At 68.9% G+C, this 14,046-nt stretch carries 14 protein-coding genes and 1 other RNA gene; 8 read left to right on the forward strand and 7 right to left on the reverse strand.

Features of this window, described 5'->3' with window-relative positions; translation table 11 throughout:
- Positions 1–195: 195 nt before the first annotated feature.
- Both ACTOWL_RS20865 and ACTOWL_RS20870 read right to left on the reverse strand, forming a co-directional pair.
- The gene (locus tag ACTOWL_RS20865) at positions 196–702 is read right to left on the reverse strand and encodes a DUF2165 family protein (RefSeq protein ID WP_441323199.1); all 507 of its coding nucleotides are present in this window, start codon (positions 700–702) and stop codon (positions 196–198) included.
- Positions 702–1,835, reverse strand: a complete 1,134-nt coding sequence (locus ACTOWL_RS20870) for an ABC transporter ATP-binding protein (RefSeq protein ID WP_441323200.1) — start codon at positions 1,833–1,835, stop codon at positions 702–704. The genes ACTOWL_RS20865 and ACTOWL_RS20870 overlap by 1 nt, the downstream gene beginning before the upstream one ends.
- Before the next feature lie 253 nt (positions 1,836–2,088).
- On the opposite strand from ACTOWL_RS20870, the gene ACTOWL_RS20875 reads away from it, so the two are divergent.
- The 5 genes from ACTOWL_RS20875 to ACTOWL_RS20895 all read left to right on the forward strand — a co-directional run bounded on the left by ACTOWL_RS20875 (position 2,089) and on the right by ACTOWL_RS20895 (position 6,517).
- Positions 2,089–3,090 carry a lysylphosphatidylglycerol synthase domain-containing protein gene (locus ACTOWL_RS20875; protein WP_441323201.1) on the forward strand — a complete coding sequence of 334 codons (1,002 nt, stop codon included), beginning with the start codon at positions 2,089–2,091 and terminating at the stop codon, positions 3,088–3,090.
- Positions 3,091–3,714, forward strand: a complete 624-nt coding sequence (locus ACTOWL_RS20880; RefSeq protein WP_441323202.1) for a CDP-alcohol phosphatidyltransferase family protein — start codon at positions 3,091–3,093, stop codon at positions 3,712–3,714.
- A gap of 284 nt (positions 3,715–3,998) precedes the next feature.
- Positions 3,999–4,199, forward strand: a complete 201-nt coding sequence (locus ACTOWL_RS20885) for a (2Fe-2S)-binding protein (protein ID WP_441323203.1) — start codon at positions 3,999–4,001, stop codon at positions 4,197–4,199.
- A 69-nt stretch (positions 4,200–4,268) separates the two neighbouring features.
- Positions 4,269–5,231 carry a nucleoside hydrolase gene (locus tag ACTOWL_RS20890; RefSeq protein ID WP_441323204.1) on the forward strand — a complete coding sequence of 321 codons (963 nt, stop codon included), beginning with the start codon at positions 4,269–4,271 and terminating at the stop codon, positions 5,229–5,231.
- Positions 5,232–5,248: 17 nt separating this feature from the next.
- Complete coding sequence (locus ACTOWL_RS20895; RefSeq protein WP_441323205.1) at positions 5,249–6,517, forward strand: hydroxyacid-oxoacid transhydrogenase; 1,269 nt, start codon at positions 5,249–5,251, stop codon at positions 6,515–6,517.
- A gap of 53 nt (positions 6,518–6,570) precedes the next feature.
- On the opposite strand, the gene ald is transcribed toward ACTOWL_RS20895, so the two are convergent.
- Both ald and rpsU read right to left on the reverse strand, forming a co-directional pair.
- A complete protein-coding gene (gene ald, locus ACTOWL_RS20900) occupies positions 6,571–7,692 on the reverse strand; it encodes an alanine dehydrogenase (protein ID WP_441323206.1) in 1,122 nt (373 codons plus the stop codon).
- Between the two features lie 203 nt (positions 7,693–7,895).
- Entirely contained in the window at positions 7,896–8,099 is a 204-nt protein-coding gene (gene rpsU / locus ACTOWL_RS20905; RefSeq protein ID WP_441323264.1) for a 30S ribosomal protein S21, read from the reverse strand.
- 133 nt (positions 8,100–8,232) lie between these two features.
- Here rpsU and def point away from each other — a divergent pair, with 133 nt between their 5' ends.
- Together def and ACTOWL_RS20915 are read left to right on the forward strand one after the other, a co-directional pair.
- A complete protein-coding gene (gene def / locus ACTOWL_RS20910; RefSeq protein WP_441323207.1) occupies positions 8,233–8,766 on the forward strand; it encodes a peptide deformylase in 534 nt (177 codons plus the stop codon).
- A gap of 9 nt (positions 8,767–8,775) precedes the next feature.
- On the forward strand, positions 8,776–9,453 hold the full coding sequence (locus ACTOWL_RS20915; protein ID WP_441323208.1) for a COQ9 family protein: 678 nt from the start codon (positions 8,776–8,778) through the stop codon (positions 9,451–9,453).
- Positions 9,454–9,574: 121 nt separating this feature from the next.
- On the opposite strand, the gene ACTOWL_RS20920 is transcribed toward ACTOWL_RS20915, so the two are convergent.
- The 3 genes from ACTOWL_RS20920 to ACTOWL_RS20930 form a co-directional block, all read right to left on the reverse strand.
- The gene (locus tag ACTOWL_RS20920) at positions 9,575–10,069 is read right to left on the reverse strand and encodes an SspB family protein (protein ID WP_441323209.1); all 495 of its coding nucleotides are present in this window, start codon (positions 10,067–10,069) and stop codon (positions 9,575–9,577) included.
- 123 nt (positions 10,070–10,192) lie between these two features.
- Positions 10,193–10,543: a transfer-messenger RNA gene (gene ssrA / locus ACTOWL_RS20925) on the reverse strand.
- Between the two features lie 19 nt (positions 10,544–10,562).
- Positions 10,563–12,899 (reverse strand): S8 family serine peptidase, encoded by a 2,337-nt coding sequence (locus ACTOWL_RS20930; protein WP_441323210.1) that lies wholly within the window; start codon positions 12,897–12,899, stop codon positions 10,563–10,565.
- 190 nt (positions 12,900–13,089) lie between these two features.
- Here ACTOWL_RS20930 and thyX point away from each other — a divergent pair, with 190 nt between their 5' ends.
- Complete coding sequence (gene thyX, locus ACTOWL_RS20935) at positions 13,090–14,031, forward strand: FAD-dependent thymidylate synthase (protein ID WP_441323211.1); 942 nt, start codon at positions 13,090–13,092, stop codon at positions 14,029–14,031.
- Positions 14,032–14,046 lie beyond the last annotated feature (15 nt).

The following is a 14,046-nucleotide window of genomic DNA, read 5'->3' on the forward strand; positions in this document are numbered from 1 at the left end:
GTGTGGGGGGTGGGGGTGTCTCTGGCCGTGACCCCGACCGACGATGCCGATCCACGCCCCCAACCGTCATCGCGAGGAGCGAAGTGACGTGGCGATCCACGGGTTGGTGCCGCTGGATGGCCACGCCCCTCCGGGGCTCGCCGTGACGGTTCTCTACGGTGAAAAGCCGCACGGCAGCGGCGCCCATCGGTCCGCTCAAATATCGTACGGCAGTTCCTCGTCCCGCTGATTCAGGAACAGCAGGACGATGCCGGTGAGGGTCAGGAACAGGTGGGCGGGCGGCTGGCCGTTCCATTCCTTGGACTGCCACATGGCGAACCATTCGCCGCCGATGACGACGAAGCCGAAGGCGTAGAGCAGGAAGCCCATGCCGACCCCAGCCAGCGCCACGGCCTTGGCCCGGGCGAAGACGGTGGCGGGTGCGTCCCAGCGTGCCGCCATGCGCACGGCGCCGGCCCAGCAGACCAGCGCCGTGGCGACCTGCCAGGCGATGATCAGGGCATAGGCCAGATGGGCGGCCCATGGAACGTCGATCGCCCGTCCCATCAGGGCGGGCGACCGGAAGGTGGTGTCCATCGCCAGCACGTGCCGGACGAAGGCGAAGTTGGAACCGTAATCGGTCAGGTTGCCGATCGCGACCAAAGTGAAGAACAGCGCAACACCGGCTGTGGCCAGGATCTTGAGGACCCTGGCCGTCAGCATCAGTGGGCCATCGCCGGCTCGCGGCCGATATCGGCCATCGGGTGCCGCTCGGCCCGCTGCAGGGCCTGGCCCTGGGCGTCGAACAGGTGGCAGGTGTCGGCAGCGAAGCCGATCTGGACCTGGTCGTTGGTCTTGGCCCGGCTGTCACCTTCAGCCTGCACCGTCAGCATTCCGGCATCGGTCTTCAGGTAGAGAAAGGTCTCGCCGCCGAGGCGTTCGACCACCAGCACCTGGCCAGGGATGGTGGCGGCACCGGTGCCCAGCACGTTCATATGCTCCGGCCGGACGCCGAGCGTGACCTTGTCGCCGACATTGGCCCGGCCCGGCTGCACCGGCACGGTGACCGAGCCGCCGCCCGGCAGCCCCACCGTCGCGGTGGCGCCATTGGAAGCGGTGACCTCGGTCTCGACGAAGTTCATCTTCGGGCTGCCGATGAAGCCGGCGACGAACAGGTTGTCCGGGTGGTGGTACAGCTCGAGCGGCGAGCCGACCTGCTCGATCCGGCCGGCGCTCAGCACCACGATCTTGTCGGCCAGCGTCATCGCCTCGACCTGGTCGTGGGTGACGTAGACCATGGTCGCGTTCAGGTCGTTGTGCAGGCGGGCGATCTCGATCCGCATCTGCACGCGCAGCGCCGCGTCGAGGTTCGACAGCGGCTCGTCGAACAGGAACACCTTCGGGTTGCGCACGATGGCGCGGCCGATGGCGACGCGCTGGCGCTGGCCGCCCGACAGCTCCTTCGGCTTGCGCTTCAGCAGGTGCTCGAGCTGCAGGATGCGGGCGGCGTCGCCGACCTTGCGCTCGATCTCGGCCTTGTTGGTCTTGGCGAGCTTCAGGCCGAAGGCCATGTTCTCGTAGACCGTCATGTGGGGATAGAGCGCGTAGCTCTGGAACACCATCGCGATACCGCGCTCGGCGGGCGGCAGGTCGTTGACCCGCTGGCCGTCGATGGCGAGGTCGCCGGCACTGATGTCCTCGAGGCCGGCGATCAACCGCAGCAGGGTCGACTTGCCGCAGCCCGAGGGGCCGACGAAGACGACGAATTCGCGGTCGCGGACGTCGAGATCGACCCCTTTGATGATCTCGAGGTCGCCGAACGACTTACGAATGCCACGGAGCGTTACGCCAGCCATGTTTCCTCCACTGCGCAAACTTTGTCCGCACCATATCCAGCACGGGCGGCCGAGGCCAGCATTTTGGAACCGCGGATGTCAAATCGTCTGATGTTTGTATGATTCTGATTCGGGTGCGCCCCGGCCGCCGGCGCCCGCCGCGGGCTTGCGATCGATTGACACCGGCTGGGCCGGCCCCCTAAATCCGCCGGCCCGAAGGAGCCGACATGCCCAGCCGCCTTGATCTCCCGACCGCGATGAGCGGCGCCGCATCGTGAGACGGCACGCGATCAAGGCCGCGACCGCCCTGGTCGGGCTGGCCGGGCTGTGCGGCATCATCGCCCTGGTCGCCTCGCAGAACGCCGAGGCGGTGCTGCAGCTGCTGCTCAATGCCAGCGGCGGCATCCTGCTGGTGGTCGCGTCGCATTTCCTGGCGATGGGCTGCTCGGCGCTGGCCTGGCGCGCCGTGATGCGGCCGCTGTGGTCGGCCGGGCCGGGCATCTTCCTGTGGGCGCGGCTGGTGCGGGAATCGGCCAATGCGGTGCTGCCCGTGGCCCAGGTCGGCGGCAATGTGCTGGGCGCCCGGGTGCTGGCGCTGCACGGCGCCGGCACGGTCCCGGCCGGCGCCGGGATGCTGGTCGACCTGACCCTGGAATTCCTGACCCAGATCCTGTTCTTCGCCATCGGCCTGCTGGTGCTGATCGCGATCGGCGGTGGCGACGAGCTGGGCTGGGCTGCGCTCGGCCTCGGGGTCGCGGTGCTGATGGGCATCGGGTTTGTGCTGGCGCAGCGCTGGGGCATGTTCCGGCTGTTCGAGAACCTGCTGGGCCGGATCGCCCAGCAGTTCGACTGGCCGGCGCTGGGCTCGCTGTCCGGCCTGAACAACACGGTGCTGGCGATCTATCGCGACCGCGGCGCCATGGCCCGGGCGGCCGCCTTTCACCTCACGGGCTGGGTGCTCGGCGCCGGCGAGGTCTGGCTGGCCCTGCATGTGCTGGGCGCCGAGATCGGCTTCGCCGAAGCCCTGGTGATGGAGAGCATCGGCCAGGCCGTCCGCACCGCCGCCTTCCTGGTGCCGGGGGCGCTCGGCATCCAGGACGGCAGCATCCTGGCGCTCGGCGTGATGTTCGGCCTGCCGCCGGAGCTCGCCTTGTCGGTGGCGCTGGTCAAGCGCCTGCGTGAGCTGCTGCTGCATGCGCCGGCGCTGCTGATCTGGTACCTCATCGAAGGCCGGCGCCTGCTGCGGACGCCGGATGTCGCACGCGAGCAGGCCTGAATGTCGATCTACACCCAGCCTCACACCTCCTGGACCCATCGCCTGACCCGGATGATGGTGCGGCCCCTGGTCGGCACCCGGGTCACGCCGAACCACCTGACCACCGGGCGCCTGGTCACCGGCCTGGCCGCCTGCGCCGCCTTCGCCGTCGGCGATGCGCAGTGGACCCTCTGGGGCGGGGTGATCTGGCTGGTGTCCTGCCTGCTGGATCGGGCGGATGGCGAGCTGGCGCGGCTCGGCAACAGCTCCTCGCCCTTCGGCCATCTCTACGACACGATCTGCGACCTCGCGGTCAACGCGCTGATGTTCCTGGCGATCGGCATCGGGCTGCGCACCAGCTGGCTCGGGCCGGTCGGGCCGCTGCTGGGCATCGTGGCGAGCGCCGGTGTGCTGGCGGCTTCGATCCTGTCGACCAGGCTGGAGGCGGCGGGCGCGCCCGGGGCCGAAGTCAAGACCAAGGCCTATGTCGGCATCCTCGGCTTCGACTTCGACGACGCCCTCTATCTGTTCGCGCCGGCGGCCTGGTTCGGCCTGTTCCCCTACATCCTGATCGGCGCGGCGATCGGCGGGCCGTTCTTCGCCATCCTGACCGCGGTGCGCCTCCGCGCCGCACGGGCAGGATAGCAGGGCGGCGAACTCATGTTACAGGCGACATATATGTGCTTCTACGTGGGAGTGGCGTGAAAGAAAATTGTCATCCTCGGGCTTGACCCGAGGATCCAGGGGCCGCCAGAGCGGCTCTCGGTGGCCCCTGGATTGCCCGGTCAAGCCGGGCAATGACAGAAAAGGGAAGGAACGTTCCGGTCTCTGAAACTTGGATTCGGAGCCCTGGGCAGGATAGAGCGCCTATTGACACTCATTCGCAATCTCATTTACATCCATCGGCGACACACCGGAGCCGCCGACGCATGTACATCTGCATCTGCAACGCCCTGAACGACACTCAGATCCGGTGTGCCGTGGATTCAGGGGCGAAGACCGCGGGGCAGGTCTATGCCGGGCTCGGCTGCGCCCCGCGCTGCGGCAAATGCGTCACCTCCATCCGCCGGATGGTGAACGAGTCCACCCGCGAGCAGGACGACGCACCGGTCCGCCTCGCCGCCGAGTAAGCCGCCTCTGTACGGCGCCGCGCCGCGGTGCTAGCCAGCCTCCCAGTGAATTCCGAAGGGGAGGCCGCGATGGCGGAGACCAGGCGCATCATCATCGACACCGATCCGGGCCAGGACGACGCCATCGCCATCCTGCTGGCGATGGGCTCGCCGGAGCTGGAGATCGCCGGCCTCACCACCGTCGCCGGCAACGTGCCGCTGTCGCTGACCACCGCCAACGCGCTGAAGCTGTGCGAGCTGGCCGGCCGCACCGACATCCCGGTGGTCCAGGGGTCGATCCGCCCGCTGGTGCGGCCGCTGGTCACAGCCGAGGCGGTGCACGGCAAGACCGGCCTCGACGGCTCCGGCCTGCCCGACCCGACGACCAGGCCGATCCCCGGCCATGCGGTCGACTGGATCGTCGACACGATCATGGCGGCGCCGGAGGGCACCTACACGCTGTGCCCGCTCGGGCCCTTGACCAACATCGCCGCGGCGCTGGTGCGCGAGCCGAAGATCGCGCCGCGGATCCGCGAGATCGTGTTCATGGGCGGCGGCTTCTTCGAGGGCGGCAACACCACCCCGGCGGCCGAGTTCAATATCTATGTCGACCCGCACGCCGCCCATGTGGTGCTGACCAGCGGCATCCAGCTGACCATGGTGCCGCTCGACGTCACCCACAAGGCGCTGACGACCCGGCCCTGGCTCGACAAGGTGGCGGCGCTGGGCACGCCGGCGGCGAAGAGCGTCCACGGCATGCTGGGCTTCTACGAGCGCTTCGACATGGACCGCTACGGCACCGCCGGCGCGCCGCTGCACGACCCCTGCGTCATCGCCTATCTGCTGCAGCCGGAGCTGTTCGGCGGCCGCGACTGCCATGTGGCGGTCGAGCTGGCCGGCGAGCACACGCTGGGCATGACCGTGGTCGACTGGTGGGACATGGCCGCCAAATGGGGCCACCCGGACGGGAAGCGGAAGAACTGCCATGTGCTGCGCGACATCGACGCCGACGGCTTCTTCGAGCTGATCTACCAAGCGCTGCAGCGGCTGTGAGAATGGTGGAGGGTGGCGTGACCGAATCCCTCGAAAGCGTCTTCACCATCGAGGCGGCGCCGCTGAAGTTCGGTGCCGGCGCGGTCGAGGAGTTGGGCTGGGAGCTGAAGCGCCTCGGCGTCTCCCGGGTGCTGCTCGTCGCCGACCCGGCGCTGCACGAATTCGAGCTGGTCGACCGGGTGATCGGCATCATCCAGCGCAGCGGCATCGGCGTGACCCGGTTCGAGGGCGTCGCGGTGGAGCCGACGCTGGAGTCGCTGGAACTCGCCGCCGAGGTCGCGCTTTCGGCGGAGGTCGACGGCTTCGTCGCGCTCGGCGGCGGGTCGACCATCGACACCGCCAAGGTCGCCAACCTGATCAAGCGCCATGGCGGCGCGATCATGGACTATGTCAACGCGCCGATCGGCGGCGGCCGCAAGCCGCCGGGGCCGCTGTTCCCGCTGGTGGCGGTGCCGACCACCTCCGGCTCGGGGTCGGAGGCGACGACCGTCGCCATCCTCGACATCCCCGAGCTCAAGCTGAAGACCGGGATCTCGCACCGCTTCATCCGGCCGAGCCTGGCGCTGGTGGATCCGGAGCTGGCGCGCACCACCCCGGCCGGCGTCACCGCCTCGGCCGGGCTCGACGTGGTCTGCCACGCCGTCGAATCCTATATCTCCAAGCCCTTCGACGCGCGGCCGCGCCCGGCCACGCCGGACGACCGGCCGCCCTATCAGGGCAGCAACCCGGTGGCCGACATCTGGTCGCTGCGGGCGATCGAATTCGGCGGCCGCTTCCTGGCCCGGGCGGTGGCCGACGGCAACGACCTGGAGGCGCGCGGCACGATGATGCTGGGCGCGACCATGGCCGGGATCGGCTTCGGCACCGCCGGGGTGCACATCCCGCACGCCTGCGCCTATCCGATCGCCGGGCTGAAGCATGACTTCCACGCCGACGGCTACAGCCATGCCTTCGTGCCGCATGGCTATTCGGTGATCGTGACCTCGCCGGCGGCATTCCGCTTCACCTATGATTCGGCGCCGGAGAAGCACATTCGGACGGCGGAGCTGTTGACCGGACGTCCGGTCAGCGATCCGGGGCCGGACAGCCTGCCGCGGGCGCTGGTCGCGCTGATGCGCCAGGTCGGCGCGCCGAGCGGCATCGCCGCGCTGGGCTATGGCGAGGCCGACATCCCGGCCCTGGTCGAGGGCGCGCTGAAGCAGCAGCGGCTGCTGGTCGGCGCGCCGAAGCCGGTCGGGCCGGCCGATCTGGAGCTTATCCTGCGGGGGTCGATGGCGAATTGGTAAGAGAAAGGCCGCCGGATCGCTCCGGCGGCCTTCGGTTCGATCGCGGCGATGGATCAGGCGGCGCGCAGCACCACCTCGGTCGGCACATAGTTCAGGCCCAGCGCCTCGGCCACCGGCTTGTTGGTGACCTGGCCGGAATGGACGTTCAGCCCCTCGCGCAGATGCGGGTCGTCCAGGCAGGCGCGGCGATAGCCCTTGTCGGCCAGCGCCAGGGCGAAGGGCAGGGTGGCGTTGTTCAAGGCCACGGTCGAGGTCCGCGCCACGCCGCCCGGCATGTTGGCGACGCAGTAATGCACCACCCCGTCGACCACATAGGTCGGGTCGTCATGGGTGGTCGGCTTCGAGGTCTCGAAGCAGCCGCCCTGGTCGATGGCGACGTCGACCACCACCGAGCCGGGCTTCATCTTCGCGATCATGGCGCGCGTCACCAGCCGCGGCGCCGCGGCGCCCGGCACCAGAACGGCACCGATCACGAGATCGGCTCCGGTCACGTATTCCTCGATCGCGTCGACCGTCGAGTAGATGGTGTTCAGCTCGGCGCCGAACTGCAGGTCCAGCTCCTTCAGCCGCTGCAGCGACTTGTCGATCACCGTGACATGGGCTTCCAGGCCCATCGCCATGCGCGCCGCGTTGGTGCCGACCACGCCGCCGCCCAGCACGACGACCTTGGCCGCCGGCACGCCGGGCACGCCGCCCAGCAGCATGCCGCGGCCGCCCTGGATCTTCTCCAGGCAATGGGCGCCGCACTGGATCGACATCCGGCCGGCGACCTCGCTCATCGGCGCCAGCAGCGGCAGGCCGCCGCGGGCATCGGTCACGGTCTCATAGGCGATGGCGACGCAGCCGGATTTCATCAGCAGCTCGGTCTGGCGCGGGTCGGGCGCCAGATGCAGATAGGTGAACAGCACCTGGCCGCGGCGCAGCATGCGGCACTCGTCCGGCTGCGGCTCCTTGACCTTCACCACCATCTCGGCGCGGTCGAAGACTTCCTGGGCGGAGGACACGATCTCCGCCCCGGCGGCGCGATACCGGTCGTCGCCGAAATCGATGCCGGCGCCGGCACTGGTCTGGACGATGACGCTGTGACCGTGATGGACCAGCTCGCGGACGGAGCTCGGGGTCAGGCCGACACGGTACTCGTGGGTTTTGATTTCCTTCGGCACGCCGATGAGCATGTTTCCCCCGGGTTTCGTTGCCGGCGGCCGCCCTGCGGGCGGCGCCTTACCCGATTCCTACATCAGCTATGCGGGGAATGACATCGCCGTCGGCGCCGGGGCCGCCCTGCCTTGGCAATCGAACGACAAAACCGCCGCGAGGCGGGGCCTCCGGCGGTGCGATCCATCCGGTTTGCATCCGCGGCAAGGCCGCGGTTAGGGCGTCAGAAGCCTTCGCGCTCGAGCCGCTTGCGCGCCATCTTGCGGGTGCGGCGCACGGCCTCGGCCTGCTCGCGGGCCCGCTTCTCGGACGGCTTCTCGTAGTTGCGACGAAGCTTCATCTCCCGGAAGATGCCTTCGCGCTGCATCTTCTTCTTCAGCGCCCGCAGCGCCTGGTCGACGTTGTTGTCACGGACATGGACTTGCACGTTCTGCCAAAGCTCCTTTCGCCGCCGGAAGGCTCCCGGCGCAGGGGTTCGTGGGGCATGTCTTTTATCATGCGACTTTTTGCTTGCCAAGTCAGGGAAAATCAGGTTCGGCCGTGAATCGGGAGATGAGATCGTGACGCTGTTGAAGATCGTCAGCATGGGCCATCCGGTGCTGCGCCGCATCGCCGACCCGGTGGCCGACCCCGGCGACCCGGAGATCGCGCGGCTGGCGGCCGACATGATCGAGACCATGCGGGATGCGCCGGGCATCGGCCTGGCGGCGCCGCAGGTGTACCGGCCGCTGCGCCTGATCGTGTTCGAGGTGCCGGCGAGCCGGCAGGAGGAGGGCGAGCCGCCGGCGCCGGACGGGCCGACCGTGCTGATCAATCCGGAGATCGTGCCGCTGGCCGACGACATCGCGGTCGGCATGGAGGGCTGCCTGTCGATCCCGGGCTTCCGCGGCCTGGTGCCGCGCTGGCGGCGGATCGGTTATCGCGGCCTCGGCCTCGACGGCCAGGTGATCGAGCGTGAGGCCGAAGGGTTGCACGCCCGCGTGGTCCAACACGAGGTCGACCATCTCGACGGCGTGCTGTATCTCGACCGGCTGCGCGACCTGACCGACCTGGCGGTCGACGCCGAGGCGCACCATCTCGCCGACAGAGCCTGAGGAATCCCCATGACCGACGCGACCCCGAGCGACCAGATTGGCGAGCGCGACGCCCTGCTGCTGGCGGTGCTGCCGCATGTCGCCTTCGACGGCTGGACCCGGCAGGCGCTGCGGCTCGGCGCCGAGGATGCCGGATTCGGCCTCGACGAGGTCGCTGTCCTGTTCCCCGGCGGGATCGCCGCGCTGTCGGACCATCTGCACGACTGGGCCGACCGGGAGATGGTGGCCCGGCTGGCGGAGGAGGCCGAGGCCTTCGAGAGCCTCCGGGTGCGCGAGAAGATCGCCCGGGCGGTGACGGTGCGGCTGGACCTGCTGCTGCCCTATCGCGACGCGGTCCGGCGCGACCTGGCGCGGCGGGCGCTGCGGCCGCTGTCCCGCCGCGGCTTGCGCCAGCTGCACCGCACCGTCGACGCGATGTGGCGGGCGGCCGGCGACCGGTCGACCGACATCAACTACTACACCAAGCGCGGGCTGCTGGCCGGGGTCTATGCCTCGACCCTGCTGGTCTGGCTCGACGACCGGTCGGAGGGGCAGGAGATCACCGGCGCCTTCCTCGAGCGCCGGATCGGCGAGGTTCTGGCCTTCGGCCGCCAGATCTCCGGGCTGAAGCGGCTCGGCGACTTGGCCGAGGCGCCGTTCCGGCTGGCCGCCCGGCTGCGCGAGGGACGGGGAGCAGCGGCGGGGTAGGTCAAAGACTCGTTGTCATTGCCGGGCTTGACCCGGCGATCCAGGGGCCACCCAGAGCGGCATCGGCATTCCCTGGATGCCCGGGTCAAGCCCGGGCATGGCAGGTTTGTGGGTTGGGAGCTTACTTCTTCCGGAACGCGTCCAGCGCCACGACCTTGGCGCCGTCGGCTGGCGTGGCCTCGGACGGGCCCTTGCCGGTCGGTCCCTGGACCACCTTGCCGGTATCGTCCTGCGCTGCCTCGGCTGCGTCCTCGCCGGCGGCGTCGGCTTCCTCGGCTTCCGCAGCCTCCTTCGCGGACTGGAACTGCAGGGCGAAGTTGACCGACGGGTCGGCGAAGGTGCTGATCGCGGCCAGCGGGATCACCAGGCGTTCGGTCTTGCTGGAGAAGCTGAGCGAGACCGAGAACCGGTCCTCGCAGACCTCGAGCCCGAAGAACTGGTGCTGCAGGACGATGGTCATCTCCTGCGGGTATTTCTGCCGCAGATACTCCGGGATCGCGACCCCTCGATGATTGGTCACGAAGGTCAGGTAGAAGTGATGTTCACTCGGCAGCCCCTTCTCGGCCACATGGGCCAAAGCTTCCCTGACCACGCCCCGCAGGGCGGATTCGACCATGCGGTCATATCGGAGTTCGTCGTCCATCCGATCACACTAGACCGGGGCCGGCGGGTTGAAAAGGGAGACGCGCGGCAGGCAGCCGCCCATGTCCGACATTCCGGGCCGAGATTCGGGGAGGAAAGCGGGGCGTTCTGTTGCTGGGTGCCCCAAGCCCCACCTCGACGGGGCTAACCGCCGAGGGATTGATCGAGGACGCTTAGCTGCTTACGCAGCCGCGCGAACCTCAGCAAAGTTGTCGTTGGCAACTATTGCAATGGCCCGATAACGGCGGAACCATGCCGGACGAAAACCTTCCCTTTACTACACGCGTCGATCCTATTTCGCCCCCATGCTCCGTCCAACACCGGAGATTTGGTGGAGGCGCCGGGTACCGCCCCCGGGTCCGCAGCGTCTATTCCAAAAGGCGTTTATCGTCATAGTCGGTTGCCCGACCCCTCTAAGATAGGGGTTCGGCGGCGCGGATGGAAGGGTGGAAACCGTCATCGGCCCGTCACAGAACAAAATCGGCGGCGACCAGCCCGACCACCCCGGTCAGGCGGATATGGAAGTCGGAGACGCCGTCGCCGTTGATGTCGCCGGCGATGGTGGTGGTGGTCGGGTCGGTGAAGGCGAAGCGCAGCTCGCCGGCGTGGTGGGTGTAGAGGCCGCCGCCGATGAAGCTGAAGGCCTGGTTGCCGGCCAGGGCGGTATTGGCGTCGACCACCGCCAGATCGACCTTGTCGCCCTGGGCATGGCTGAAATCGGTGATCCGGTCCGATCCGGCGCCGACCAGGCTCTCCCATGCGCTGCCGTAGGCGAAGCGATCCGCCCCGACGCCTCCGGTCAGCGTGTCCTGGCCGGCAGCGCCGACCAGCATGTCATCGCCCCACCAGCCCGTCAGGGTGTTGGCGCCGGCGCTGCCGAACAGGGCGTCGCCGACCTGGCTGCCGGACAGGTTTTCGATCCTGGCCAAGCTGTCGCCCTGGGCATCGCCGCCGCTGGCCGTGCCGGTGGTCAGGTTGACCACCACCCTGACCCAGCTGCCGTAGTAGCTGGCGAGGTCGATGCCGGCGCCGCCGTCCAGGACATCGGCCCCGGCGCCGCCGCGGAGCACGTCGTTGCCGCGGCCGCTGGTCAGGTGATTGACGCCGCTGCCGCCGATGAGCTGGTCGGCGCCGTCGCCGGTGATCGCATTCTCGATCACCGTGCCGGCGGCGAAGGTCACGGCCCGGCCGGCGATGGTGGCGGTACCGCCGGCGAGATCGATCGCCGCGGCGCCGGTCAGGGCCGCGCCGTTGATCGTGTCCACCCCGCCGGCGTCGCTCAGCGTCCGGCGCGCCGCATCGGCGCCGATCGTGGCGAATTCGTTGGTGTAGACATAGGTGTCGTCCGCGCTGGCGGCATCGCCGTACAGGCGCAGGTTCCAGGCGTTCAGCACGCCGGTGTCGCCGCCGACGAGGTCGCGGATGGTCAGCGTCCAAACGCCCTGGCCGCTCTCGCCCCAATCCTGGACCGTGCTGAAGGTGAAGGCGATGTTGTCCTGGCTCGACCCGGTCTCGCTGAGCTCGCCGACACCCGGCTGGTTCACCAGGGTGCTCCGGGTGCCGTCCGGCGAGGTCAGGACGATCTCCAGGTCGCCGATCCAGGTGTGGGTGAGGTTCAGCCCGACCTCGACGCGGTCGATCTCGATGCCGGTGCCGATGGCCAGGCTGGTGGTCGTGCCGCCCTCGTCGCCATCCGGAATCGCGAGGCCGGGCAAGCCCGAGGCGGAGACGACGATCTCGTTGGCGCTGGTGTGCGCGGTGCCGCCCCAGCTTTCGGCCAGGCGCGCCGCGGCATGGGCGTCGACCAGGCCGAAGCCGATGTCGTGGTTGACCGTCAGGCCGCCGCCGTTCCAGTTGCCGGCACCGTTGGTCTGGTCGTTCGAGGAGGCCGGGGCGGTGCGGGCGCTGTAGGCCAGGATCTCCTGCACGTCGCGCCAGCCGAGAGTCGGGTTGGCGTCGAGCATCAGGGCGACGACGCCGGAGATCATCGGCGCCGCGGCCGAGGTGCCGTTGAAGCTGTTGGTGTAGTTGCCGGCGGCATAGCCGGCGTCGCCGACCCGGTCGGTGGTGACGATGGTGCCGTTGCTCGGGCTGCCCGGCGCGCCGACCAGGATCGAGGCCCCCGGCGTCGAATAGTCGGAGATGGTGCCGTCCTGGTTGGTGGCGCCGACGGTGATGGTCCAGCGGTTATTCTGGAAGCTGTGCAGGTTGGTGTCGTCGCCGTATCCGTAGGCGTTGCCGGCCGACTGGACGATGATCGTGCCCAGCCCGCCGCGCCCGTTGGTGGCGGCATTGAGGGTGGCCGCGCGGGCGGCGGCCCAGGCGGGGAGGGCGAAATTGTCGAGGAAGGCGGAATTCCAGTCGTCGAAGAAGGCGTTGCCGAAGCCCCAGCTGTTGTTGAGCACGTCGGCATCGGCCGCAGCATGGTTGCGCGCATTCGCCGCCGCTGTGGGCAGCGTGTCCAGGAACAGCGGGTCGTAATAGGACAGCAGCGTCGCGCCATAGGCGATGCCGACCACGCCGGTGCCGTTGCGCTCCGCGGCGATGATGCCGGCGACGGCGGTGCCGTGGTTATCGTCCGGACCGACCGGCGCGCCGCCCGGACCGCCGGTCTCGGCGTTGAAGCTGTGCGCGGTGTCGATATTATTGTTCAGGTCGGGATGGGCGAAGTCGATGCCCTGGTCGTGCACGGCGACGACCACGCCGTTGCCGGTGAATTCGTCCCAGATGTTGCCGAGATTGATGCCCCAGGCGCCGGTGAGATGCCATTGCTGGGCGAAAAGCGGATCGGTCGGATTGGGCATGCCGAATATCCTGCAATGGAAATGGGAAAGGATGAGTCATAACAGGATAGTGAGGCTGTTCTGGGACGCAATTGCCTTAAACTTGCGGGATGCGGCGGCCATAACCCAGCTCCTGGGTCACACCAGCCCTTGGTCCCGGAACCCGGCGCGGCTACACTATGTGGAGATTCTCTGACAGAAACCTGACGCCATGACGATCACCGCCGACCAGCGCGCCGAGCTGGACCAGATCCGCGCCGCCACCTTCGCCACCCGCCGTGCCACCGTGCCGGCGCTGGAGGAGATCCTGTTCGAGCCGCTGCCGGTGCTGGACCATGGCTTCGTGCGGGTGATCGACTACATGGGCGACGATGCGGCGGTGGTGCAGGCGGCCCGGGTCTCCTACGGCCGCGGCACCAAGAAGGTGTCGGAGGATGAGGGGCTGATCCGCTACCTGATGCGGCACTGGCACACCACGCCGTTCGAGATGTGCGAGATCAAGTACCATGTGAAGCTGCCGATCTTCGTGGCCCGGCAGTGGATCCGGCACCGCACCGCCAATGTGAACGAGTATTCCGCCCGCTATTCGATCCTCGACCGCGAGTTCTACCTGCCGGCGCCGGAGCATCTGGCGGCGCAGTCCAGCAGCAACCGCCAGGGCCGCGACGCGGTGCTGCAGGGCGAGGAGGCGTCGCAGGTGCTCGACCTGCTGCGCGAGGATTCCGAGCGCTGCTGGCGCGACTATGCCTGGATGCTGAACGAGGAGATCGACGGCGCCGAGCCGGTCGATCCGTCGCGCCAGGGCCTGGCGCGCGAGCTGGCGCGGATGAACCTGACGCTTAACACCTACACCCAGTGGTACTGGAAGACCGACCTGCACAACCTCATGCATTTCCTGAGGCTGCGGGCCGATCCCCACGCGCAGTACGAGATCCGCGCCTATGCCGACGTGATGCTGGACGCGATGGAGCGCTGGGTGCCGCTGACGGCCCGGGCGTTCCGCGACTACCGGATGGATGCGGCCACGATCTCCGCCCCCGGCCTCGCCGCGTTGCGCCGGATGCTGGCGGGCGAGGCAGTGGCCCAGCCGGACAGCGGCCTCAGCCCGCGCGAATGGCGCGAGCTCATGGCGGTGCTGGGCCGGCCCGCCTGACGCCGGCCGGAGCCC

The sequence above is a fragment of the Inquilinus sp. CA228 genome (assembly GCF_052078665.1).
Taxonomy (GTDB): Bacteria; Pseudomonadota; Alphaproteobacteria; order DSM-16000; family Inquilinaceae; genus Inquilinus.